Origin of the sequence: Solwaraspora sp. WMMD791 (genome assembly GCF_029581195.1) — a bacterium.
Taxonomy (GTDB): Bacteria; Actinomycetota; Actinomycetes; order Mycobacteriales; family Micromonosporaceae; genus Micromonospora_E.
On record NZ_CP120737.1, the window covers coordinates 838494 to 861968 of the forward strand.

At 71.8% G+C, this 23475-nt stretch carries 14 protein-coding genes; 8 read left to right on the forward strand and 6 right to left on the reverse strand.

Going from position 1 to position 23475, the window contains the following annotated elements:
• The 4 genes from aceB to alc are packed head-to-tail and all read left to right on the forward strand — an operon-like array spanning position 1 to position 5192.
• The gene (aceB, locus tag O7623_RS03580) at positions 1-1596 is read left to right on the forward strand and encodes a malate synthase A (RefSeq protein WP_282227152.1); all 1596 of its coding nucleotides are present in this window, start codon (positions 1-3) and stop codon (positions 1594-1596) included.
• Positions 1596-2804, forward strand: a complete 1209-nt coding sequence (locus O7623_RS03585) for an aldolase/citrate lyase family protein (RefSeq protein WP_282227153.1) — start codon at positions 1596-1598, stop codon at positions 2802-2804. Before aceB ends, O7623_RS03585 begins: the two co-directional genes overlap by 1 nt.
• Positions 2801-4123: an allantoinase AllB gene (gene allB / locus O7623_RS03590; RefSeq protein WP_282227154.1), complete on the forward strand. Its 1323-nt coding sequence runs from the start codon at positions 2801-2803 to the stop codon at positions 4121-4123. The genes O7623_RS03585 and allB overlap by 4 nt, the downstream gene beginning before the upstream one ends.
• Entirely contained in the window at positions 4113-5192 is a 1080-nt protein-coding gene (gene alc / locus O7623_RS03595) for an allantoicase (protein ID WP_282227155.1), read from the forward strand. Before allB ends, alc begins: the two co-directional genes overlap by 11 nt.
• A 79-nt stretch (positions 5193-5271) precedes the next feature.
• On the opposite strand, the gene O7623_RS03600 is transcribed toward alc, so the two are convergent.
• The 3 genes from O7623_RS03600 to O7623_RS03610 form a co-directional block, all read right to left on the reverse strand.
• Positions 5272-5862 carry a hypothetical protein gene (locus O7623_RS03600; protein WP_282229296.1) on the reverse strand — a complete coding sequence of 197 codons (591 nt, stop codon included), beginning with the start codon at positions 5860-5862 and terminating at the stop codon, positions 5272-5274.
• 474 nt (positions 5863-6336) lie between these two features.
• Positions 6337-7374 carry a glycosyltransferase family 2 protein gene (locus O7623_RS03605; protein ID WP_348775149.1) on the reverse strand — a complete coding sequence of 346 codons (1038 nt, stop codon included), beginning with the start codon at positions 7372-7374 and terminating at the stop codon, positions 6337-6339.
• Positions 7375-7405: 31 nt separating this feature from the next.
• A complete protein-coding gene (locus O7623_RS03610; protein ID WP_282227157.1) occupies positions 7406-9157 on the reverse strand; it encodes a hypothetical protein in 1752 nt (583 codons plus the stop codon).
• Positions 9158-9410: 253 nt separating this feature from the next.
• Between O7623_RS03610 and O7623_RS03615 the strand changes: the two genes are divergently transcribed.
• The 3 genes from O7623_RS03615 to O7623_RS03625 are packed head-to-tail and all read left to right on the forward strand — an operon-like array spanning position 9411 to position 13162.
• Entirely contained in the window at positions 9411-9752 is a 342-nt protein-coding gene (locus tag O7623_RS03615) for a hypothetical protein (RefSeq protein ID WP_282227158.1), read from the forward strand.
• Between the two features lie 26 nt (positions 9753-9778).
• A complete protein-coding gene (locus O7623_RS03620; protein ID WP_282227159.1) occupies positions 9779-10186 on the forward strand; it encodes a hypothetical protein in 408 nt (135 codons plus the stop codon).
• 27 nt (positions 10187-10213) lie between these two features.
• Entirely contained in the window at positions 10214-13162 is a 2949-nt protein-coding gene (locus O7623_RS03625; RefSeq protein ID WP_282227160.1) for a hypothetical protein, read from the forward strand.
• 47 nt (positions 13163-13209) lie between these two features.
• On the opposite strand, the gene eccB is transcribed toward O7623_RS03625, so the two are convergent.
• Together eccB and eccD are read right to left on the reverse strand one after the other, a co-directional pair.
• Positions 13210-14640 carry a type VII secretion protein EccB gene (eccB, locus tag O7623_RS03630; protein WP_282227161.1) on the reverse strand — a complete coding sequence of 477 codons (1431 nt, stop codon included), beginning with the start codon at positions 14638-14640 and terminating at the stop codon, positions 13210-13212.
• A gap of 3 nt (positions 14641-14643) precedes the next feature.
• Positions 14644-15999, reverse strand: a complete 1356-nt coding sequence (gene eccD / locus O7623_RS03635; RefSeq protein WP_282227162.1) for a type VII secretion integral membrane protein EccD — start codon at positions 15997-15999, stop codon at positions 14644-14646.
• Between the two features lie 152 nt (positions 16000-16151).
• Here eccD and eccCa point away from each other — a divergent pair, with 152 nt between their 5' ends.
• Positions 16152-20153, forward strand: coding sequence for a type VII secretion protein EccCa (eccCa, locus tag O7623_RS03640; protein WP_282227163.1), 4002 nt, complete (start codon positions 16152-16154; stop codon positions 20151-20153).
• A gap of 49 nt (positions 20154-20202) precedes the next feature.
• Here the strand turns inward: eccCa and O7623_RS03645 are convergent, their stop codons facing one another.
• Positions 20203-23475, reverse strand: coding sequence for a right-handed parallel beta-helix repeat-containing protein (locus O7623_RS03645; protein ID WP_282227164.1), 3273 nt, complete (start codon positions 23473-23475; stop codon positions 20203-20205).

The following is a 23475-nucleotide window of genomic DNA, read 5'->3' on the forward strand; positions in this document are numbered from 1 at the left end:
ATGTCCCGCACCCAGGCCGCGCAGTCGGCCGTACCGTCGGGTGACGTCGCGGACGTCCTCACCGACGACGCCGTCGCCTTCCTCACCGACCTGCACCGGCGCTTCGCCGGCCGCCGCGCCGACCTGCTCGCGGCCCGCCGCCGCCGACGCGCCGAGATCGCCCGCACCGGCCGGCTGGACCTGCGGCCGGACACCGCCGCCGTGCGCGCCGGGGACTGGACCGTACCGCCGCCACCGGCGGACCTGACCGACCGGCGGGTCGAGATCACCGGACCCACCGACCGGAAGATGACGATCAACGCGTTGAACTCCGGCGCCCGCGTCTGGCTGGCCGACCTGGAGGACGCCAACACCCCGCACTGGGCCAACGTGATCGGCGGGCAGCGCAACCTGGCCGACGCCGTCCGGCGCACCATCACGCTGCGGACCGAGGCGAGGACCTACCGGCTCGGCCCCGGCCCGTACCCGACGATCGTGGTCCGCCCCCGGGGCTGGCACCTCGACGAACGCCACCTCGACATCGACGGCGGTCCCGCCGTCGGCGCTCTAGTCGACGCCGGACTGTACCTGTTCCACAACGCCGCCGAACTGCTGCGCCGCGACAGCGGACCGTACCTCTACCTGCCGAAACTGGAAAGCCACGAGGAGGCGGCTCTCTGGCACGACGTGTTCGCCCACACCGAGGCCACCCTCGGCCTGCCGACCGGCAGCATCCGGGCCACCGTCCTGATCGAGACGATCACCGCCGCGTTCGAGATGGACGAGATCCTCTGGGCCCTCGGCCCGTACGCCACCGGCCTCAACGCCGGCCGCTGGGACTACCTGTTCAGCATCATCAAGAACTTCCGCGACGCCGGGGAGGAGTTCGTGCTGCCCGACCGGTCGGCGGTGACGATGACCGCACCGTTCATGCGGGCCTACACCGAACTGCTCGTCGCCACCTGCCACCGGCGGGGGGCGATGGCGATCGGCGGCATGTCGGCGTTCATCCCGAACCGGCGTGACACCGAGGCGACCGCCCGCGCCGTCGACCAGGTCCGGGCCGACAAGCTCCGCGAGGCCGGCGACGGTTTCGACGGCTCCTGGGTGGCCCACCCCGATCTGGTGCCGGTCTGTCGGGAAGTCTTCGACGAGGTCCTCGGGGACCGGCCCCACCAGCTGGACCGGCAGCGCCCGGACGTGTCGGTCACCGCCGATCAGCTGCTCGACGTCGCCGCCACCGGCGGGGCCGTCACCGCCGCCGGGCTGCGCGGCAACGTCGCGGTCGCGCTGCGCTATCTGGAGGCGTGGCTGCGTGGCAACGGCGCCGTCGCGATCAACAACCTGATGGAGGACGCCGCCACCGCCGAGATCTCCCGCTCGCAGATCTGGCAGTGGATCCACAACGGGGTACGGCTGTCCGACGGCACCCCGGTCACCGCCGACCTGGTGCGCGCCATCGGCGAGGCCGAACTCGCCGCGATCCGCGCCGAGACGACCAGCGAGGACTGGACGGCCAGCCGGTTTGCGGACGCCTGGTCCCTGTTCGTCGAGGTCGCCCTCGCCGACGACTTCGTCGACTTCCTCACCCTGCCGGCGTACCGGCTGATCGACTGATGCCCCGGCTCGCTGCGGCGGACTACGCCGCCATCGACGACCGCCTCGCCGAGGTCGACGCCGCCCTGCGGCAGCGCTACCCCGGCCACACGCCGCAACGCCAGCCGGTGCACACCGTCTACGTGCCCGCCGACCGGGTCACCGCCGACCTGGTGCCGACCTGGGGCGCGGCGGCACTGGCCACGCTGGACGCGCACCCGCCGACGCCGTACCCGGCCGAGCTGGACCACCGGGTACGGGCCAAGCTCGCCCGCGAACCAGTGGAGGACCTGCGCATCGACGTCGAGGACGGCTACGGCGTACGCGACGACGCAGCCGAGGACGCCCACCTGCGGGCGGCGGCCCATGCGCTGACGACGGCACGGGCCGCCGGCACGGCACCACCGTGGGTCGGCGTACGGATCAAGTCGCTGGAAGCGGCGACCCGCCGCCGTGCGATCCGCAGCCTCGACCTGTTCCTCGACGCCTGCGGCGGGCCCCCCGCCGGATTCGTGGTCACCCTGCCGAAGGTGAGTCACCCCGGCCAGATCGCCGCCATGGTCGAGGTGTGCGAGCGGTTGGAGCAGGCGTACGGGCTGGCCCGCGACACACTGCGGTTCGAGATCCAGATCGAGACGCCGGCGGCCGTGCTCGGCGCCGACGGCCGCGCCACCGTCGCCACGCTGATCGGCGAATCGGCCGGCCGCTGCACCGGGCTGCACTTCGGCACCTACGACTACGGAACCGGATGCGGGGTCGCCGCCGATTACCTGAGTATGGACCACCCCAGCTCCGACCATGCCAAGGCCGTCATGCAGGTCGCCGCGGCCGGCACCGGTGTACGGCTCAGCGACGGCTCCACCAACGTTCTGCCGGTCGGCGACACCGCCGCCGTGCACGCCGCCTGGCGGCAGCACGCCAACCTGGTACGTCGATCCCTCGAACGCGGCTTCTACCAGGGCTGGGATCTGCACCCCGGGCAGCTGCCGACCCGGTTCGCCGCCACCTACGCCTTCTACCGCGACGGGCGGGCGTCGACCGTGGCCCGGCTCGCCGCCTACCTCGACCGCCGGGCCGGCGGCATCCTCGACGAACCGGCCACTGCCCGGGCACTGGCAGGGTTCCTGCTGCGTGGACTCGACTGCGGTGCCCTCGACACCGCCGAGGTCGGGTTCAGCCGCACCGACCTGGTCGCGGTGGCGCAACCGACCCAGGGAGCCGCCGCATGACCGTCGACCTGGTGCTGCGGTCCCGCCGCACGGTACTGCCCGACGGTGAACGGCCCGCCGCCGTCGCGGTCGGCGGCGGTCGGATCGTCGCCGTCACCGACTACCGGGAACAGGTGCCGGCGACCGTCGACACCGACCTCGGCGACGTCGCCCTGCTGCCCGGACTCGTCGACACCCACGTGCACGTCAACGAACCCGGCCGTACCGAATGGGAAGGGTTCGCCACGGCCACCCTCGCCGCCGCCGCCGGCGGCGTCACCACCATCGTCGACATGCCGCTGAACAGCCTGCCACCGACCGTCGACGCGGCCGCGTTGGCGGTCAAGCAGCAGGCCGCCACCGGGCGGTGCCATGTGGACGTCGGGTTCTGGGGTGGCGCGGTGCCCGGAAACGCGCCCGCGTTGCCCGACCTGTACGCCGCCGGGGTCTTCGGGTTCAAGGCGTTCCTGGCCGACTCGGGGGTGCCGGAGTTCCCACCACTGGACGCCGGACAACTCGCCGCCGCGTTCGCCGCCGTACCCGCGTTGTTCGTCATCCACGCCGAGCAACCCGACCAGCTGCACACTGCCGTCTCCTCCACCCGCTACCGGGACTTCCTCGCCAGCCGGCCGCCCGCCGCCGAGGTCGACGCCGTGACCTCGGCCATCGACGTGGCCCGGCGCGGCAACGCCCGGATACACATCCTGCACCTGTCCGCCGCTGGCGCGCTGCCGGTGCTGGCCGCCGCCCGCCGGGCGGGTCTGCCGGTCAGCGCCGAAACCTGTCCGCACTACCTGACCCTGTCGGCGGAGGAGATCCCGGACGGTGCCACCGAGTTCAAGTGCTGCCCGCCGATCCGCGACCGCGCCAACCAGGACGCCCTGTGGGCGGCACTCGCCGACGGCACCATCTCCTGTGTCGTCTCCGACCATTCGCCCTGCCTGCCGGCGCTCAAGACCCCCGACACCGGGGACTTCTCCACCGCCTGGGGCGGGATCGCCTCCGTACAGATGGGCCTGCCGGCGGTCTGGACCGAGGCGCGCCGGCGCGGATTCGGTCTCGGCGACGTGGTCCGCTGGATGGCCGAAGGCCCGGCGGACCTGGTCGGCCTGGCCGACAAGGGGCGGATCGTGGTCGGGGCACAGGCCGACCTGGTCGCCTTCGACCCGACGCCGAGCTACCACGTCGACCCGGGCCGGTTGCGCCAGCGGCACCCGGTCTCCCCGTACAACGGACGACGCCTGACCGGCATCGTCCGCGCCACCTGGCTGCGCGGCGCGCCGATCACCCCGGACGCGCCGCGCGGCCGCCTGATCACGAGAGGGACGGATGACCGGTAGCCGCGTATCCTCCACCCTGCCCGACCTGCCGGGCGACTTCGACCTGACCTGGTTGCCCGACCTGGCCTCCCGCGCGCTCGGCGGGGGCGTGGTGAGCGCCAACGACGAGTTCTTCGCTGCCGCCGACAATCTGGTCGATCCGCGTCCGCCGGTCTTCGCCGCCGGCACCTTCGGTGCCAAGGGCCAGGTGTACGACGGCTGGGAGACCCGACGTCGCCGCCAGCCCGGATCGGACCATGCCATCGTCCGACTCGGTGCACCCGGCATCGCGCGGGCCGTCGTCATCGACACCGCCTACTTCACCGGCAACTATCCGCCGTACGCGACGGTCGACGGCTGCTGCCTGACCGGTCACCCTGGGCCAGCGGAGCTTGCCGCAGCGCGGTGGACCCCGGTGGTGGCGCGGACCGCGTTGGCCGGCAACGACCGGGTGGTGATCCCGGTGGACGCACCGGGGCGGCTGACCCATGTCCGGCTGACGATCCATCCCGACGGCGGGGTCGCCCGGCTGCGGGTGCATGGCGAGCCGGTGCCCGATCCACAGCTGCTGACCGAGGTACTGGACCTCGCCGCGGTGGAGAACGGCGGCCGGGTCGAGGCGTGCAGCGACCGGTTCTACGGCTCGCCCCAGCAGTTGCTGCTGCCCGGCCCGGCCCGCACGATGGGGGAGGGCTGGGAGACCGCGCGCCGTCGCGACGACGGCAACGACTGGGTGCAGGTACGGCTGGGTGCGCCCGGCGTCGTCGAGCTTGTCGAACTGGACACCAGCCACTTCAAGGGCAACGCGCCGGCCGCTGCCCGGCTGCGGTGCCGCGACGCCTCGGCTACCGTCGGTGGCGCGGCGACGGCTGCTGTCGACGAACCGGATCGCTGGCACGACCTGCTGCCGGTCACCCCGTTGCAGCCGGACACCCGGCACCGGTTCCGGTTGTCCGCACCTCGCGCCGCGACCCATGTGCGGCTGGACATCTTCCCCGACGGCGGGATGGCCCGGCTGCGGCTGTTCGGGCGGTTGACCGAGGACGGTGCCGCATACCTGGCGAGTCGGCATGGAGCGCCACCGGTCTGACCCCGGGATACGCGCCGAAGGGCCGGACCCCGGGTACGGGGTCCGGCCCTTCGGTGTTCCTGTTCCCGCGGTGGGTGGGTCAGCTGTTCCAGTGCTGGGCGACGAGTTCGGCGGCCTGGGTCTCCCACTGGGCGTAGTGGTCCGGGTACGCCGACACCTGCACGGTCTGGGCGGCCTGGGTCAGCGGCATGTCCTGCCAGCCGTCGACGGCCTTCAGCCCGTTGAGGAACGCGGTGGTCGAGTACTCCACGTCGGTGATCTGCTCGACGGTGCCCCAGCCCGACGACGGCCGCTGCTGGAACAGGCCCTGCGAGTCGTGGTCGTTGCGGTCACCGAGGTGGCCGAGGTTCTCCAGTTTCGACTCCTGCAGGGCGGTGGCGATGGCGACGACGGCGGCACGCTCGTCCATGCCGGCCTTCTTGGTGGCGGCGATGATGCCCTTGACGTTGTCGGTCTGCTCGGCCGAGAGGGTGATGCGGGACTGTTCGCCCTGCACGCCGTGTGGGATGAGCTTGGCGGTGTCGACGCTGTCGCTGGCGGCCGCTGCGGCGGCGGGTGCGGCGAGGGCGGTGGGGGCGTGGTCGGCGGCCAGGGCGGGGGCGGCGATCGCCCCGCCGGCGAGGGTGAGACCGGCGATGCCCAGGGCGGTGTTGCGCAGGCTGGTGGCCAGGGTACGGCTGATGATCGTGGTCATGGGGGGTCCACCTTCCGTTTTCCGAGGGGGCACACCCGTCACCCGGCCCCTGGAACGGGCGGGTGGTGTGTGGGGTGTGCGGTAAACGGTCATCCGGGTGGTACGGGGACGCGGCGGTGGCTTCTCGCCCGCTCGGGGGCTGGCCTTCCGTGCGTCGCGACCATGTACAACGACGCGGGCCGGCCGGTCATTCCCCGGCCCGACAGCCCGCCGTCACCGCCGGTGACGACATGCGGACGGGACACCGCGTCAGATGGTATTCCTCTGAGGAATAATCATTCCTCTGAGGAATACTGCTCGACCGCTGTACCGGTCCGCCAGCCGGAGGCAGCCGGTCCGCCGGGACGCCAAGCGGGCCTGCCGTGAGCGCGCGGCCAGGTGAGCGAACTGCGGCGGCGGGCGCTGGCTACTGCGCGGCGCGGACCATGCACAACGACCCGGCCCGGCGGATCATTCCGCCGGGCCGGCCACCTCGGCGTTGGCCTCCGCCGGATCCGCCGCCGGACGACGCGGGGCCGGGTAGACCGGCGGCGTGGCGGACGCCGGGCCGGCGTCCGCTGCCTCGCTGCCGGGGTTCGACTCCATCACGAGGTAGTGGGGGCGGCGCTTCGTCTCGTAGTAGATCCGGCCGATGTACTCGCCGATCACCCCGAGGATCATCATCTGGATGCCGCCGAGCCCGATGACACTGACGATGATGGTGGTGTAGCCGGGGGCGTCGATCCCCCGGATCAACGCGGCGGCGACCACCCAGGCGGCGTACGCCACAGCGATCACGGTCAGCCCCATGCCGGCGTAGATCGCCGAGCGCAGCGGCCGGTTGTTGAACGACAGTAGTCCGTCGAACGCGTAGTTGAGCAGCGAACGCAGACTCCACCGACTCCCGCCGCCGGCGCGGGCCTCGTTCGGGTAGGCGAAGACGACCGTGTTGAAACCGATCCACGAGTACAGGCCCTTGGAGAAACGGTTGTACTCGGGCATGGTGCGCAGCGCCTGCACGGCCCGCCGGGACAGCAGTCGGAAGTCGCCGGCCCCGTCCAGCAGCCGTACGTCCACCCAACGGTTCATCAGCCGGTAGAACGCCCGGGACGCGACGGTCCGGATGAACCGGTCGCCACGGCGGTCCCGGCAGGCGATCACCTGGTCGTGACCTTGCCGGTACAACGCCACCATGTCGGGCAGCAGACGCGGCGGGTGCTGCAGGTCGGCGTCCATCACGATGACGGCGTCGCCGGTGGCCCGGTCCAGCCCGGCGAGCATCGCCGACTCCTTGCCGAAGTTGCGGCTGAGCGCCAGGTAACGGACCGCGGGATCCCGCGCGGCGAGCTGACGTAGCCGCGCCAGGGTCGCGTCGGTGCTTCCGTCGTCGACGTAGACGTACTCGACGTCGACGTCGGGCAGCGCGGCCAGCGCGGCGGACACGGCCGTGTGCAGCGGTACGAGGGAGTCTTCCTCGTTGAAGCAGGGCACCACGACGGACAGCCGCAGCGGTCCGTCCTCGGGATCAGTCGAGTCGGGGTCAGTCGAGTCGGTAGACGAGGACACCGTCGACCTCCTCCCGGGTGATGCCCAACCCGTCGACCGGACGTTGGGCGACCCCGTCCCACGGCGTACCGGGCAGCCGCTCCGGCATCACCAGGACGGTACGTACACCCAGTTGCCGCAGGTAGGCGATGCTCGCCGGGTCCGGGAAGAACGCGGTGACCGCCCTAGTCTGCTCCTGGCTGGCCGGCACGAAACCAGCCAGTCCGTTGGCCACCCGGGGGAAATCGCCCTCGGTGGTCCAGAGCATGACGTTCAACTCGAAGGCACCGGCGTCGCTCGGCAGGACCAGGACCGGCTCGGTGACCTGTTGCCACGCGGCCGGCGGTCGCGGGACGACCGGGTGGGCGACCCGGTTGACGCCTTCGAGCAGCACCAGCGCCAGCGGTATCAGCAGTACCGCGCGTACCGCCTGCCGTCGGGAGTCCGGCCACTCGCGGGTGAATCGGCGCAGCGCGGCGGCCGCCGCTGTCAGCGTACCGGCGGCCAGCACCGCCAGCAGCAGGCTGGTCCACAGCATCATCCGTCCCGGGGTGCGCAGCGCGTCCCAGCCGGGCAGGTGCTTGGACAAGGTCAGGTACCCGGGGTCGCCGTCACCACCGAGGGTCGAGCCGAGAGCGAGCAGGGCGGTGCCGACGACGCCGGCCCCGAGCGCCACCCGGTGCCGGACCCGGAACGAGGAGACCACCAGACCGGCGGCGGCCAGGGCGATCAGGGTGACGCCGGGCAGCAGCGCCATCTCCGGGGGCCAGACCAGCTCGGCGCGGGTCGCGGCGTGCCGGTCGCCCCACAACCAGGACTCTCCGGGCGCGGTGACCAGCCCGACCCACGGCGGGGAGAACAGCTCGGTCCAGGCCAGCGAGCGCTCCGCCTGTGGGTTGAGTGCGACCACCTGGAAGTAGGCCATGGCGATGCCCAGGGTGACGGCCCCGAACAGCACCCCGCCGGTCAGGTCGGCCAGGAACAGCCGTCGCCCGAACACGGGTCGCTGCCGTTTGCGCCACCAGGACCAGGCGTAGCCGATGGCGGCGACGATCCCGGCGGCGAGCAGGAAGTAGACCAGCGGCAGGCCGATACCGAAGCCGAGGCTGATCTGCCAGGCGGCGACCAACCAGCCGGCGAAGGCCCAGCCGGGGCTGCGGCGGTCGGGCCGGTACCCGTGCCGCAGTGACCAGCCGTGGCCGCGGGCCAGCATGGCCAGGCTGAGCGCGATCCCGCCGGCGGACAGGATGTTCAGGTGCCCGGAGTGGGCGAGTCGCCACGGGGCGAAGGCCCAGGCGACGCCGGCCACCGCACCGCCGATGCGGCCCGCGCCGAGCTGGCGGACCAGGGCGTACACGCCGACGAAGGCGAGCGCGTGCAGCAGGACGTACAGGATGTTGTAGCGGATCAGGGCCGCCTCGAACCCGGAACCGATCATCCCGGCGGGCGCGTAGCCGAGCAGGGTGTCGCTGTACGCGTAGGTGTACCGCTCCGGGAAGAAGGTGTTCGAGTGCCACAGCTGCGTCGGGTCGGTGGTCAGCACGTGTCCGCCCCAGGCGATCTGCCACGCCTGCAGGGTCGGGTCGGCGATGTCGCCCGGGATGGTGCTGGCGGGGTGGCGCAGAGTGGGCCAGGTCAGCACCACCGCGACGAAGAGGCCGCCGAGCACGGCCAGGGTCCATTCGTGCCGCAGGAACCGCCACAGGAGCGGGCGGGTGGCGGACGGGCGGTCTTGAACGGTCTCCACGAGAATCGATGATCTCAAATCAGTACGTGGGCTGTCGAACCCGACCCGTCACCCGTCGGGTCGGATCGGTGCGCCGATCATCGTCGTTGCCGCTCACCCATGCAAGCCCGGCTGCCGCTGCCCAGATCTAGGGAATCCGCCATTGTCACCGTGGCCGGTTGCGACGACGCTGGCGTACGGCGGTGCTGCGTCGCCGGGCCGGCCGTCGCGCCGGCGGCGGTGCGAGCTGGTGCGAACGGGAGGGTGACGAACGGTGAGCGGCAACTTCAACAAGGAGGACGCTGGTTTCGCCGCAGCGATCGCTGCGCTCGACGACCACGTCAGCAGCATGATCATCGCTGGGCAGACCGCGTACCGGATTCAGGCTGAGATCCGTGCGACGTACCAGGCGGGTTCGAGTTACGCGTTCCAGGCCAAGATCGACGATTGGATCAGTGCGTACAACAACGTGATGATCAAGTTTCAGGATCTCGGCGAGAAGACCCTCTTTGTCGGCCAGATCATCGACTCTGGTGAGGACGGCGCGGGCGTCACGGGTGCCAGCTGGGACACCAACGACGGCATCTACGACATCCTGGCCCCGGTCGGCCGCTGACCGCGGCCTCGAGGCGGAGGTGACCGGTGGCCGATGAGACATTCACCGTTACGGACAGCTACCTAAACAGTACGGTTCGTCAACGGTTCGAGGCGTTTCTCGCCGAGGCGAAGAAGGACCCGGACGTCCGGCGGCTGCTCGCCTATACCGGTCAATCGCCGGCCCCGGGCGACGACGCGCCCTTCAGCGTCCTGCTCGCCGGCAACGAGAAGGTGCTGACCGAGGTCGGTCAGCTGGAGAAGAACTTCACCACCATGGCCGACGAGGCCAAGGAGAACGTCGCCGCGCTGTTCGACCTCATCGAGAAGTTGCGTGACGATTTCCTGGAAGCCAAGGAGACCCTCGACATCGGCAGCAACGACGCACTGAGCGTGTCCCAGATGCTGGACCTGGTGCGCGACGTGTGGCAGCCCGTCCCGAACCTGCGCCCGTAGTCGCAGCAGGATCCGAAGGCGACGCGAGTGGTCGACACCGTACCGGCCAGCGGTCAGGACTGGGAGCTGGCCAACGCGCTGTTCCTGCCCTCCGACGCTGACGTCGCCTACCGCCAGCACGTCGCTGGTCCGGACGCACCGAAATGGGTCACCGAGGGCGACGCCATCGTGCTCTCCTACCCTCCACCGACCGCCGCGCCCAACCTGCGTTACAAGGACTTCAACGCCTTCGCCGTCTTCGGCGTCCAGGGCACCGGCCTCGGTCGCCCCTACGCGATCGCGACCCCGTACGCGCCCGTGACGGCCTGGCAACAGGACGAGGTGGAGGTCCAAAAATGGGTGGTCGTCGGGCTCAAGCTCGACGACAAATTCGAGTCCATGCCCAAGGACAGCCCGATCCGACGGTTCGAGAGCCTGCAGCTCAGCCTCAACCCGCTGATCAGCTACAACCCGGCCGCCAACGACGTGGCGTCCCGTCGGACGTTCTGGACCAACGAGTCGGTCCTGATCGGGGTCGGCAAGTGGGCCGAGCACTGGGCGAACGAGTTCAAGCGCTACGCCAACGAGCTGAAGACCGATGCCAGCGCGTGGGAGGGCTCGGCGGCCGGACAGTTCGCGGCGTTGCTGCGCGAATTCGAAAAACGGCTACGCGAAGTGCAACGGGAGGTGTACCCGAGCGGCGCGACCAGCGTCCCGAGAGCCATTGGTGACGGGGTGCTGGCCATGGAGAAGGCACTCAACGATCTGTACCGCGGGCACGTTGCCTTCTATACCGATCCCGGGACCTGGGTCCCTCGTTACCACGTCTTCGACGCCCTCCACGACCACTACAAGGGTGTCGAGAACGCGGTGCGGCTGGAGGACAACAAGCCGGTCTTCCTCAACGAAAGCTACGACCCCCGCAGCCAGGTGATGCGGGACGCCGTCGACAAGGCCGCAAAGGCCAGCTGGCTCGCCAAGGTCAAGGAGATCCTCGATCCGGTGGGGAAGGAGGTCATCGGCGCGATCCGTACCCAGTACGGCAAGTCCGCCGAAGTCTTCGCCAACGCGAAGTTCGACACCGCGCCCCGGCTCGTGCCGCCGACCGCCAGTGACTCCGGCGGCGGAAACGGCAAGAAGGAGATCGAGAAGCTCCAGGACGACTACGAAAAGACCATCGACAAGCTGGTCGACAAGTACGACAAGATCATCGCGGACCTCGAGGGCGACCTGCGCAACCAGAAGGACGAGTTCGAAGAGATCCTGAAGAACAACAATGGCGACAACCGCGAAGCGATGAACAAGATGAAGGAGGACTACGAGCGGATCATCGGCGACCTGCAGGACGACGTGGGTGCCCAGAAGGAATCGTACGACGACATCATCAAGAACCTGAACGACGATCAGCGCGCCAACATCGCCAACCTGAAGGACGACTACGAGCGGGTCATCGACGGGCTGCAGGGCGACCTGACCGCCCAGAAGGACGACTACGAGAAGCTCCTGCGCGGGGAGGGCGTGCCGAACCAGTTCGGCATCGTCAGTCCGGGACCGGTCCTGTTGCCGTCCCCGCAGCCCGGAGCCGGCGGTGACGGGGCAGCGCGACTGCAATACCCGGAAGGAACCGTACTCGGCCCGGACGGCCGCCCGGTGCTCGACGCCGACGGCGCCCCGGTGGTCCTGCCGCCCGGCTCCCGGATCGGCCCCGACGGCACCGTGACCGGCCCGGACGGCCGACCGGTACGCGACGGCGACGGCGCAGCGGTGCTGGTGCCGCCCGGTTCGTCGATCGTCACCGACGTGCCCCGCATCCCCGCCCCCCAGGTCGGCCGACTCGAACCGCCCGCCGGTGGGTTCGACACCCCGGTACCGGACCTGCAGACCGCCTGGGACCTCGCCCGCGACCCCAACCCGATGTGGCTGGTGCCAGGCGATGACGGCGGCCTCAACCTGGTCGGGCCGGACGGCACTCAGCGCTCGATCGGCGGCCTGGAGCTGGTGCCGGACGGCAAGGGCGGCTACGACCTGGTCACCGACGGCGGCACCCGTACCCCGGTCGGTGGGTTCGACCTCGCCCCTGGCGACACCGACGGGGTGCGCCTGCTGCCCAACGGTGACGGCGGCGTCGACCTGGTCGAGCCGGACGGTACCCGACGCACCATCGAGGGTCTGGAACTGGTGCCGGACGGCAAGGGCGGCTACGACCTGGTCACCGACGGCGGTACCCGTACCCCGGTGGACTGGCTCGACCCGGACAGCCGCGTCCCGCCACCCGGCACGATCGTCCCGCCGCAGGTCGTCGTGCCGAGCCCGACGCCCCGCCCCGATCTGGTCGGCGGCCGGGACGACTTCGGACTCGACACCCCCCGACCCGGTCCCAGTGTCGTGGTGCCGCCCGCCGCTGACCTGGTCCGCGGTGGCCCGGGCGCACCCGGTGCGGGCGTGTCCGGCCCCGGCTCGCTGGTCGGCGGGGTCGGCAACACGCCAGGTCAGGCACCGGCCGGGCAGACACCGGCGCAGGCCGCAACGGCACCCGGCGCCGGGCTCGGCCCCATGGCGGGCACCGCCGGTGCGGCGGGGGAGAGCAGCTATCCGCCCTACATGCCACCGCCCGGCGGTGGCGGAGGTGGCGGCGGCGGCCAGGACCAGCCCCGTAACCGGACGCCGTACCCGCTGCGGGAGGAGATCGACCAGGCACGCAGCAAGGCGAACCGGCGCAAGAGCGACGAGCCGCGCGGCTGGCCGTGGGAGACGGCCGAGCCGACGCCGGAGTCGCCCGCGACCGCGGACGACATCCTCGACGTGCTGGCCGGCAACCCACGGCAGCCCGGGACGACCCACCGGCCGGCGAAGGACGCCGCCGAGGACCTGCCGGTCGGCGACGCCCGGGAGTCCGGGCTCGCCGCGCTGCGGGTGCCGACCATGGAGGACACCATTCGGGGCGAGGAGAACACCTGGGGCGCCGACTCGGCCGCCAGTGGCGACACCGCCCGCTGACCGTCGCCGACCAACCGACGTACCGCAGGTCCGCCTGCGGCGGTACCTCAGCCGCAGTCCGGCCGGGTCGGATCCGTTGGCGCCGCGCCGTCCCGGTACGCCCGGGGATCCAGCATCGGACCGGTGGGCAGCAGGTCGACCAGGGCCGCCGGCAGCCGTCCCACCGATGCGCCCCGGTAGCCGAGTTCGGCGGCCGGGCCGTCGGCACCGAGCGGATACCGTACGCCGTTGTCGGCCACCAGGTACCAGGCCGCCGTCGGGGTGGTCTGCAGCAGCACGCCGCTGTCGCCCTGGATCGCCACCTGGTCCACCTGGCCGCACCCCGGCACCACCCCGACCGGCACCGTGCCGCCGGTCGCGGCGCCGGCCGGAGCGGGTGCCAGCGGCTGTGCGGTGACCAGCGTCAAGGTCGGCTGCTGCTGGTCGGCCGACACACTGGCGCACAGATCCACGCCGGCCAGGTCGACCAGTGCCGGCGGTGCCGGTGGCAACGCGTCGATCCGGGTGCCCAGCGGCGCGCCGGAGCGATGTTCGGCGATGTCACTCGCACCGAGCGGCACCAGTTGCGGTGTGGCCCCGTCGTACGCCTGCTGTTGAGTACGGGCGTCGCCGATCAGCAGCGCCAGCACCGTCGGGGTCAACTGGGCCAGACCATCGGGGGTGAGCAGGTACGCCGATCCGCCCGGCCCACTGAACAGCTGACCGATCCGGCTGGGGCGACCGGCCAGCGTCGGGCCGGCGGAGCCCCGCCCGGGCACCTCCGGCGCAGCCAGGTCCGGTCCGGCCGGCAGCAGCCGCAGGAACTCGGCGGGCACCGGGCGGACCGGTGCGGCACCGTACCCCAGCGCCTCCCGGGCCCCGCCGTCGGTGTCGATCAGGTGCCGGGTCTCGCCGACCAGCAGGTGCAGGCTGCCGTCCGGGGCGCCCACCAGCGCCGCGTCGCCGCCGAGTGGCTCGGCCGCGCGCGTGGCGGCGACCTCCAGGGTGAACCGTGGCGCGGCGTCGTCGCCGGCGCGACCCGAGCAGGCCAGCCAGGGGTCCACGCTGAGCCGGGCGGCGTCGGGCAACCGTTCCGGTACGCCGACCAACCCCAGCGGCGTGCCGCGTGGCGTGCCCGCCAACGCGGCACCGCGCACCGTGACCACCGACGGCTGGTTGCCGAGCAGCAGTTGCAGGCTGGTCAGGTTCGCCACCGGATGCAGGACGCCATTGGCGTACAGGTAGCGGGCCCCGGTGTCGAGGTCGACCACGACCGCTCCGCTGACTCGCCAGTTGACCTCGCGGGCCGGTGGGAACAGGACGGTGACGATGGTGACCAGCACCGCCACGATGAACGCGATGGCCAGTCCGCCGGCGATTCCCCGCAGCGACCGCCCGGTGGGCTGGTCCGGGTGGTCCGGTGCCGAGCGCAGCAACGCCGCCGACAACCGGCTCATCATGAACATGTGGGCCTGGACCTGGTCGCGGCGGGACTGCACCGGTCAGCCCATCACGCTGCGGATCAGGCCGTACAGGCCGAGCACCTGGAGCAGCAGGGGCACCGTCACCGCCGCCGCCACCGTGTGCGCCAGGTCTGCGGCCCGTCCCCAGTACGGCACGAAGCGTCGGCCGGGCACGTAGTGGCTGGCCACGACGAGGCCGGCCGAGGCGGCGATCAGGGCGCCGGCGATCACCAGGAACCCGACCGGCCCGGTCTTCGCCACCAGATCCAGCAGGATCAGCACCACTCCCGCGCTGCCCGGTACCGCTGCCGCAAGCCGCTGCCAGCGGGCCCGCAGCACCAGAGCGTGCAGCAGCAGCCGCAGGGTGAGCACCGAGGTGAGGGCGAACGTCCACCAGCCGTCCTGACCGGCCAGTACGAACAGACAGGCGGCCTCTATCGCGCCGCTGGCCAGGTAGAGCCAGTTGAGGAACACGTCGGCGCGGACCGTACGTTGCCGGACACCGGTGTCCGGCAGCGGCTCGACCTCCTCGGCCAACTGGCCGGCGTCGGCCGGCAGCATCGGCATCCGTAGCCCGGAGAGCCGGAAGGCGGTGGCCGGCAGCAGCGAGTTGACTACCACCGCGGTGACCGCGACGATCGCCGCCGCACCCGCAGCGGTGGCACCGACCAGGAGAACGACCCCGGCCAGTGCCGCCTGGACACCGATCAGGCAGGCGGCGGTGAACACCGGCGCGGTCCGGGTACCGACCGCCGGTACCGCCACCAGCGCCGCCGCCACCACGGCCAGCCCGGCCAGCAGCAGCGCGGCCGCACCATCGGGCGCGAAGGCGGTGACTCCGAAGGCCACGTACGCCGTACCACCGGTGGCGAGCACCCCGGCCGCCGCCGGATGCACCCGGGCCCGGGCCACTGCGGCGGCCGCGCCGAGCAGCACCACGCCGAGGGCCAGCGCGGCGAACCTCCCGGGCCGGTCCGCCCCGGTCAGCAGGGCCAGCAGCAGGGTGAGCGCGGCGGCGACCCAGGTCAGCAGGAGTGCCCTGGTCCAGGCCGGTCGCCAGGTGTCGGACCGGTCGGCCATCGCGGTGACCACGCCGTCGACCATGTCGTCGAAGTGCACCGCCGGAATCTCGGCGTAGTACGGCCGCAGGTGCAACTGCTCGCCGTCGACCAGGCCCGCGGCCCGCAGGGTCTGTTCGCCGTCGAGCCGGCTGCCGTCGAGGCGCTGCAGCACCCAGCCGCCGTGTGGGATGCCGGCCTCGGCGAGGTCCTCACCGCCGAGGCGTACCACGGTCGGCAGGAGTTCGGCGATCACCACGTCGGTGGGCAACGCCAACTCGACCCGCCCCGAGGGGACCACGACGACCAGCCGGCACAAGGTGTCGACGTCTGCCACCAGAGGTAGGCCTTTCCATGAACCGTGCCGGTATCACACTGGAATAGTCCGACGGCCGGCGGGTTGTCCAATCCGTCTATCGGAGACTGGGTGAATCCCCAGACAATCCCCGCCTTCTGGCCTGTCGCCGGGTGGCGTCGCAGGATGGCGCGGTGAGCACGCTGCTGATCCGACGGCCGCCGCGGCCGCCGGGGCCGGAAGCCGTCGAAGGCGACATGACGCTCCAGGAACCACCGGAGCTGCCCGAACCGGTCAGTGGTCTGTCGCAGATGCTGAGTTACCTGCCGATGGCGCTCGCCTCGCTGGGCATGGTGATCATCTTCCTGCGGCCGGTCGGTGGCGGCGGTGCCGGTCTGACCATCTTCGCGGTGGCCCTGATCCTCATCGCCGCCCTGGCCATGGTGCTCAGTCAGGTGCTCCGGACCGCGCGCGACCGCAAACGACAGCTGCACGGCGAACGGCGTGACTACCTCAGCTACCTGAGCCGGATCCGCCGGCAGGTCCGTGCCGCCGTGATCAGCCACCACCGCGCCCAGCAGTGGCGCCACCCCGATCCGCAGGCGTTGCCGAACTTCGTCGGCACCTCCCGCATGTGGGAACGGCGACCCAGCCACGACGACTTCACCGAGGTCCGCCTCGCCACCGGCGTGCAGCCACTCGGGCTGCGGTTCCATCCGCTGAACACCAAACCGGTGGAGAACCTCGAACCGTTGTCCGCCCACGCGCTGCGGCGGTTCGTCGAGGCGTACCGCACCGTGCCGGACCAGCCGATCACCGTGACCCTCGGCCGCTACGCCCGGGTGCTGCTGCACGGTGACCGACCCACCGCCGTGGCACTGGTCCGGGCGCTGCTCGCCGAGACGGCGGTGTTTCACGGGCCGGAAGAGGTCCGGATCGTCGTCGTCGCCGACGGTGGGGTGCGGCAGCGGTGGGAGTGGGTCAAGTGGCTGCCGCACGCGCTGCACCCCGACGACGACGACGGAGCGGGCCCGGTCCGGCTGTTCACCGACCGGGTGGCCGACCTGGAACGCCTGCTCGGTGAGGAGTTCGCCGCCCGGGCCGGGTTCACCACCGAGGCGACGGCCAGCGTCGACGAGCCGTACGTCATCGTGCTGCTCGACGGGGTCGAGGTGCCGGAGAACCACCGGATCCGCCATGACGGGTACCGCAACGTCACCGTGCTCGACCTGGCCGGGGCGTTGCCGTGGCGGACCGGCGCGCAGACGCTGTGGCTGCGGATCTCAGCGCAGCAGGTCGAGTCCGTCACCGCCGCCGCCGACCAGTCCGAACGGGTGACGGTCCTGGGCCGCCCGGTCGGGCTCGGGCCGGCGACCGCGACCGCGCTCGCCACCGCCCTCGCCCCGCTTCGGCTCAGCGGTGGACCCGACGGCGGGGAGGCGCTGACCGCCGACGTCGAACTGACCACCATGCTGGGCATCGCCGACCTGAACCGGCACGACCCGGCGCAGCTGTGGCAGCGCTGGCCGGCCGACCGTCGCCTGCGTGTGCCGATCGGGGTGTCCGCGGACGGTCGCAGCGTCGAACTGGACATCAAGGAGTCCGCGCGTGGCGGCATGGGCCCGCACGGGCTGCTCATCGGCGCCACCGGATCCGGCAAGTCGGAGCTGCTGCGGACCCTGGTGCTCGGACTGGCGTTGACTCATTCGTCGGAGTCGCTCAACTTCATCCTGGTCGACTTCAAGGGCGGTGCGACCTTCCTCGGGCTGGACCAGCTGCCGCACACCTCAGCGGTGATCACCAACCTCGCCGACGAGGAGGCACTGGTCGGCCGGATGGAGGACGCCCTCAACGGCGAGATCGTCCGTCGCCAGGAAGTGCTGCGCCGGGTCGGGGTCACCTCGGCTGCCGACTACGCCGCCCGCCGCACCCGCACCGACCCCACCCTCGCACCGCTGCCCAGCCTGTTCGTCGTGGTCGACGAGTTCAGCGAACTACTCGCCGCGCACCGGGACTTCATCGACCTGTTCGTCATGATCGGCCGCCTCGGGCGCAGCCTCGGTGTACACCTGCTGCTGGCGTCGCAGCGGCTCGACGAGGGCCGGGTGCACCAGCTCGAGTCCCACCTGTCGTACCGGATCGGCCTGCGCACCTTCTCGGCGATGGAAAGCCGCGGCGTCCTCGGCGTGCCGGACGCCTACGAGCTGCCGTCGCAGCCGGGCAACGGGTTCCTCAAGACCGACGTGACGACGATGGTGCGGTTCAAGGCGGCGTACGTGTCGGGGCGCTACCGGCCGACCCGCCGGTCCGGTCCGGAGGCCGGTGTGGCGACCCGGGTGGTGCCGTACCGCAGTGACTGGGTCGACCGGCCGGACGACGATCAGCCGCCGTCGGTCGAACCGGCATCCGGCGAGGGTACGCCCGATTCCACCGACGCCGACGCACCGTCGCTGCTGGAGATCGCGCTGGACCGGCTGCGCGACAGCGGCCCGCCCGCCCACCAGGTGTGGCTGCCGCCACTGGGCGACGCGCCGGCCCTCGACGAGCTGCTGCCGCCGGTCAGCGCCCACCCGCAGCGCGGACTGACCTGGCGGCACCGGGCCGACCCGGCGCAGCTGTCCGTCCCGGTCGGCGTCGTGGACCGGCCCTTCGACCAACGGCGGGACCTGCTCACCGTCGACCTCGCCGGAGCCGGCGGGCACGTCGGCGTCGCCGGCGGCCCGCAGAGCGGAAAGAGCACCTTGCTCCGTACGCTGATCATGAGCCTGGCACTGTCGCACACCCCGGCCGAGGTGCAGATCTACTGCCTGGACTTCGGCGGCGGCCTGCTGTCGGGCATCGCCCGCCTGCCGCACGTCGGCGGGGTCGCGGGCCGCCTGGACAGCGAACGGATCAGCCGCACCATCGCGGAGGTGCTGGAGGTGATGAGCCGTCGGGAACGGCTGTTCGCCACCGCCGGAGTGGACTCCATGGTGGATTTCCGGCGTCGGCGGGCCGCCGGTGAGTTCCCCGAGGAGACCCACGGCGACGTGTTCCTCGTGGTGGACGGGTGGGCGACGGTCCGTCACGACCTGATCGACCTGACCCCGGCGTTCACCAGTATCGTGTCGCGTGGACTCAGCTACGGGGTGCACCTGGTGGTGGCGGCCGCCCGCTGGGGCGAGATCTCCACGAACCTGCGGGATCTGCTCGGCACCCGGCTCGAGCTGCGCCTCGGCGACGCCGTCGACTCGATGGTCAACATGCGGGTCGCGCAGACCGTGCCGAAGATCCCCGGCCGGGGCATCACCGAGACCAAGCTGCACTTCCTGACCGCGCTGCCCCGGCTGTCGCATCTGGTGGGTGACGCCGGGGACCCCGGCGACGGGGTGGCCGCCACCGTCGACGCTGTCCGTGCCGCCTGGCCGGGGCAGCGGGCACCGGCGGTACGGATGCTGCCGGCGGTGCTCGGAGCCGACCAGCTCCCGGCGGCGGACGGGTCGCTACGGGTGCCACTCGGCTGGGAAGGGCAGACCCTGGGCGTGCAGTGGCACGACTTCGAGGAGAACCCACACCTGGTCGTCGCAGGAGACGCCGAGACCGGCAAGACCAACCTGCTCAAGCTGGTGGTCGCCGCCGTCGTCGCCCGCTACACCCCGGACGAGGCCCGGGTGATGGCGGTGGACGTCCGCCGTGGCCTCTACGACGCCATCCCCACCGAACACCAGCTCGGCTACGGGGTTTCGGCCTCCGGAATCAAACAGATGGTCGAGTCGGTCGCCCGCGCGATGCGTCAACGGCTACCCGACTCCAGCATCACCCCGGCGCAGCTGCGGCGCCGGGACTGGTGGCAGGGCCCGGAGCTGTACCTGGTGATCGACGACTACGACATGGTGTCGAGTTCGTCCGGGGTCAACCCGTTCGGCCCGCTGCTGGAGTTCCTCGCCCAGGGCACCGAACTGGGTCTGCACCTGGTGGTGGCACGTAGCGCCAACGGACTGTCCCGGGCCATGATGGATCCGCTGCTGCGGACCCTGATGGAGGTCAACAGCCCCGCTCTGCTGCTGTCCTGCCCGCCGGCGGAGGGTGTGCTGTTCAACAACGTACGACCGCGGGTGCTGCCGACCGGCCGGGCGCAGCACATCACCCGTCGTCGGTTGACCGAGGTGCAGACCGCCCTGGTCGAGCCGGACCCGCCGGCCGACCCGCTGTCCTGATCGGTCGCTCGGATCGGCCGTTCGAGACCGGTCGGCCATGCCTGACCGGTCAGCCGACGCCGACGCGGTCGGGCAGGTCGCCGGGGAGCAACAGCCGCATCTCGTCGACGCTGGCCCCGGGCCGGGCCAGCAGCCGTCCGGCCTGGCGGGTCACCATGGCCTGCAGCACGGTCCTGGCGTACCGGGCGTTGCCGAAGGTCTCGGTACGCGGCACCGCCGCGAAGTGGGCCCGCAGCGCGTCGAGCGTCGGCGGGGCGCACTCGTAGCCGTCCGTGGCGGCCGCCTGCGCCACGATCGTCACCAGCTCGTCGTCGGAGTAGCTGTCGAAGGTGATGGTCCGGCTGAACCGTGACGCCAGCCCCGGGTTCGACGACAGGAACTGGCGCATCTGCGACGAATAGCCGGCGGCGATCACCACGACGTCGTCGCGGTGGTCCTCCATCAGCTTCAGCAGGGTGTCCACCGCCTCCTGACCGAAGTCGGCGACCGCGCCACCGGCGGAGGTCAGGGTGTACGCCTCGTCGATGAACAGCACCCCGCCGCGGGCCCGGTCGAACGCCTCCTGGGTCAGCTGTGCCGTCTGGCCGATGTAGCGACCGACGATGTCGGCCCGCGCCACCTCGACCAGTTGCCCGGTCCGCAGCAGGCCGAGCGAGGTCAGCAGCTCACCGTAGAGCCGGGCCACGGTCGTCTTGCCGGTGCCGGGCGGCCCGGCGAACACCAGGTGGTTGTCGATCGACATCGCGGGCAGCCCGGCCGCGCGCCGCATCCGGGCCGCCGCGAGCAGGTTGACCAGGTCCTCGACGGCGTCCTTCACCCCACGCAGACCGATCATGCCGCGCAGCCGCTCGACCGGGCCGGCGGGGTCCGTCTGCTCTGTCGCGACAGGCTGGTCACCGACGTCCGGAGGCAGCAGGGTGGTCAGCTCGTCGCCGTCCACCTCGGGTTGCGCGGCGAGTCGGCCGGCCTGCCGGTCCACCATCTCCTCGAACGTCCGTCGGGCGGTCCGGCCGTTGCCGAAGGTGCGGTCGCGCGGCATCCGGTCGAAGTGCGCCGCGAGCGTCTCGGCCGTGCCCGGTCCGAGCCGGTAGCGGTGCTGTGCGGCGAGCTGGCCGACGATCGTGACCATCTCGTCACTGGTGTAGTTCTCGAACTCGATGGTGCGGCTGAACCGTGACGCCAACCCGGGATTCGACGCGGTGAACCGCCGCATGTCGTCGGAGTAGCCGGCGGCGATCACCACGACGTCGTCGCGGTGGTCCTCCATCAACTTCACCAGGGTGTCGACGGCCTCGCGGCCGAAATCGTGCCCGCCGGTCGACTCCTGGGCGGCCAGGGTGTACGCCTCGTCGATGAACAGCACGCCGCCGAGCGCGGTGGTGAACACCTCGGTCGTCTTGATCGCCGTACCGCCGATGACCTGCGCCACCAGGTCGCCCCGGCCGACTTCGACGAGATGCCCGCTGCGCAGCACACCCAGCTCGGCGAGGATGCCGCCGTACAGCCGGGCGACGGTGGTCTTCCCTGTCCCGGGCGGGCCCGCGAAGATGACGTGGCGGCTCGTCGGCGGCACCGGTAGCCCGGCGGCCCGCCGACGCTGTGCCATCCGGTTGAGGTCCACGAGGCTGGTCAACTGCCGTTTCACGGTTGGCAGCCCCACCATGGCCTGCAGCTGCCGCAGCGGACTGTCGTCACCGACGTCGCCGGGGTCACCCCCGGCGTCCGCGCCGGCCACCGTGCCGGAGTCGTTGTCGCGGTCCACGACGTTGTCCGCACTGACCCGGGCCGCGCCGACGGCCTCCCGTAGCCCCGCGCCCCGGTTGCCGGTCAGCTGGCAGTCGGCCAGCGTGACCGGCTCGGCGCTGTCGACCCGGACGCCGTCCCCGCTGTTCTCGCTGACGGTGCAGCCGGTCAGCGACGCCCGCGCCTGGCCGCCGACCTGCACCCCGTGCCGGCGGTTACGCAGGCTACGGGACCGGTCGACGACCAGCTGGGCCTGCTCCTCGGCGAGCAGCCCGTGACCGCCCGACCCGGTCGTCTCGCAGTCGGTCATCGTCACCCGGGCCCGGCCACCGACCGACACACCGTGCTGTGCCGCGTCGCGGATGGTGACGGCGGTCAGCCGGGGATGCGCCGTACCGGTCACCCGGACCCCGTCCGCCGCGACGCCGGCGATCTCGCCGCCCTCGACCCGGCCCTGCCCGCCGCCCTCGATCAGCAGACCCGGACCGTCGGTGCCGGTCAGCTGGCAGTCCCGCAGCAGGGGAGTGGCCGAATCGTCCACCCGGACCGCGGCCCCGGCGCCGCGTTCGACTGTCAACCGGTGCAGCTGCGGGTTCGCCCGTTCGATCACCGTGACACCGCAACCGCCGGCCTGCCGTACGGTCAGATCGGTCAGCACCGGTCCGGCCGCGCCCTTGACGAACAGGCCGTCCATCCTGGCCTCGGTGACCTCGCACCGGCTGAAGGTGCCCCGGGCCTGCTCCACCACGCAGATGCCGTACCCACCTGGACGGTCCACCCGCAGCCCCTCGACGACCGGGTCGGACACGTCGCCGACGACCACGCCGTGGCTGCGGGTGTCGCTGACCTGGCAGTCGGTCAACGTCACCCGGGACTTGCTGGTCACGTAGATGCCGATGTCGGTGTCCCGTACGGCGGTCCGTCGGATCCGGGTGGTGCACTGCTGCTCCAGGGCGATCGCCGGCTTGTCGGTCGCCGACACCTCGCAGTCCTCGATCAGCCCCCGGCCCTGCCCGTTGACGCAGATGCCGTTGCCGCGCGCGTCGCGCAGCACGCACCGGCGCACCACCGGGTCGCCGCGTTCGGCGATGACCAGGGCGGACGTGCCGACGTGCTCGACGACGCTGTCCTCCAGCACGCTGCCGGCCCCGGAGGTGTCGACGACACCGGCACCTTCGGGATTGACGACCCGGCAGCCGCGCATCGCCACCGCCCCCTGGTTGGCGGCCAGGACCGCCGTCCAGCCGGCGCCGGCGACTTCGCAGTCGTCGACCTCCACCTGCCCGCGCAGCACCTCCAGGGTCGCGGCCTCGGCGTCCTGACCCTGCAGGACCAGACCGGCCAGCTTGACCGCCTCGCTCAGTACCCGGATCACCGGACCGGTACGAGTGGTGATCCGTACCGAACCACGGCCGTCGGTGGCGGTGATGGTGACCACCGTGGTCACGGTCAGCCGTTCGTCGTACTGGCCGGGGGCGACCGTGATCAGCGCGCCGGGCTGAGCCGTGCGCAGGGCATCGGAGATCGTGCGATGGCCCCCGGGGCGGGACGGGTCGACCGTCAGCACCTGGCGCGTCAC

Excerpts from the sequence above, each read along its gene's own strand:
- O7623_RS03585 (WP_282227153.1), top strand. The coding sequence starts at position 1,596 with ATGCCCCGGCTCGCTGCGGCGGACTACGCCGCCATCGACGACCGCCTC.
- allB (WP_282227154.1), top strand. The coding sequence starts at position 2,801 with ATGACCGTCGACCTGGTGCTGCGGTCCCGCCGCACGGTACTGCCCGAC.
- alc (WP_282227155.1), top strand. The coding sequence starts at position 4,113 with ATGACCGGTAGCCGCGTATCCTCCACCCTGCCCGACCTGCCGGGCGAC.
- aceB (WP_282227152.1), top strand. The coding sequence starts at position 1 with ATGTCCCGCACCCAGGCCGCGCAGTCGGCCGTACCGTCGGGTGACGTC.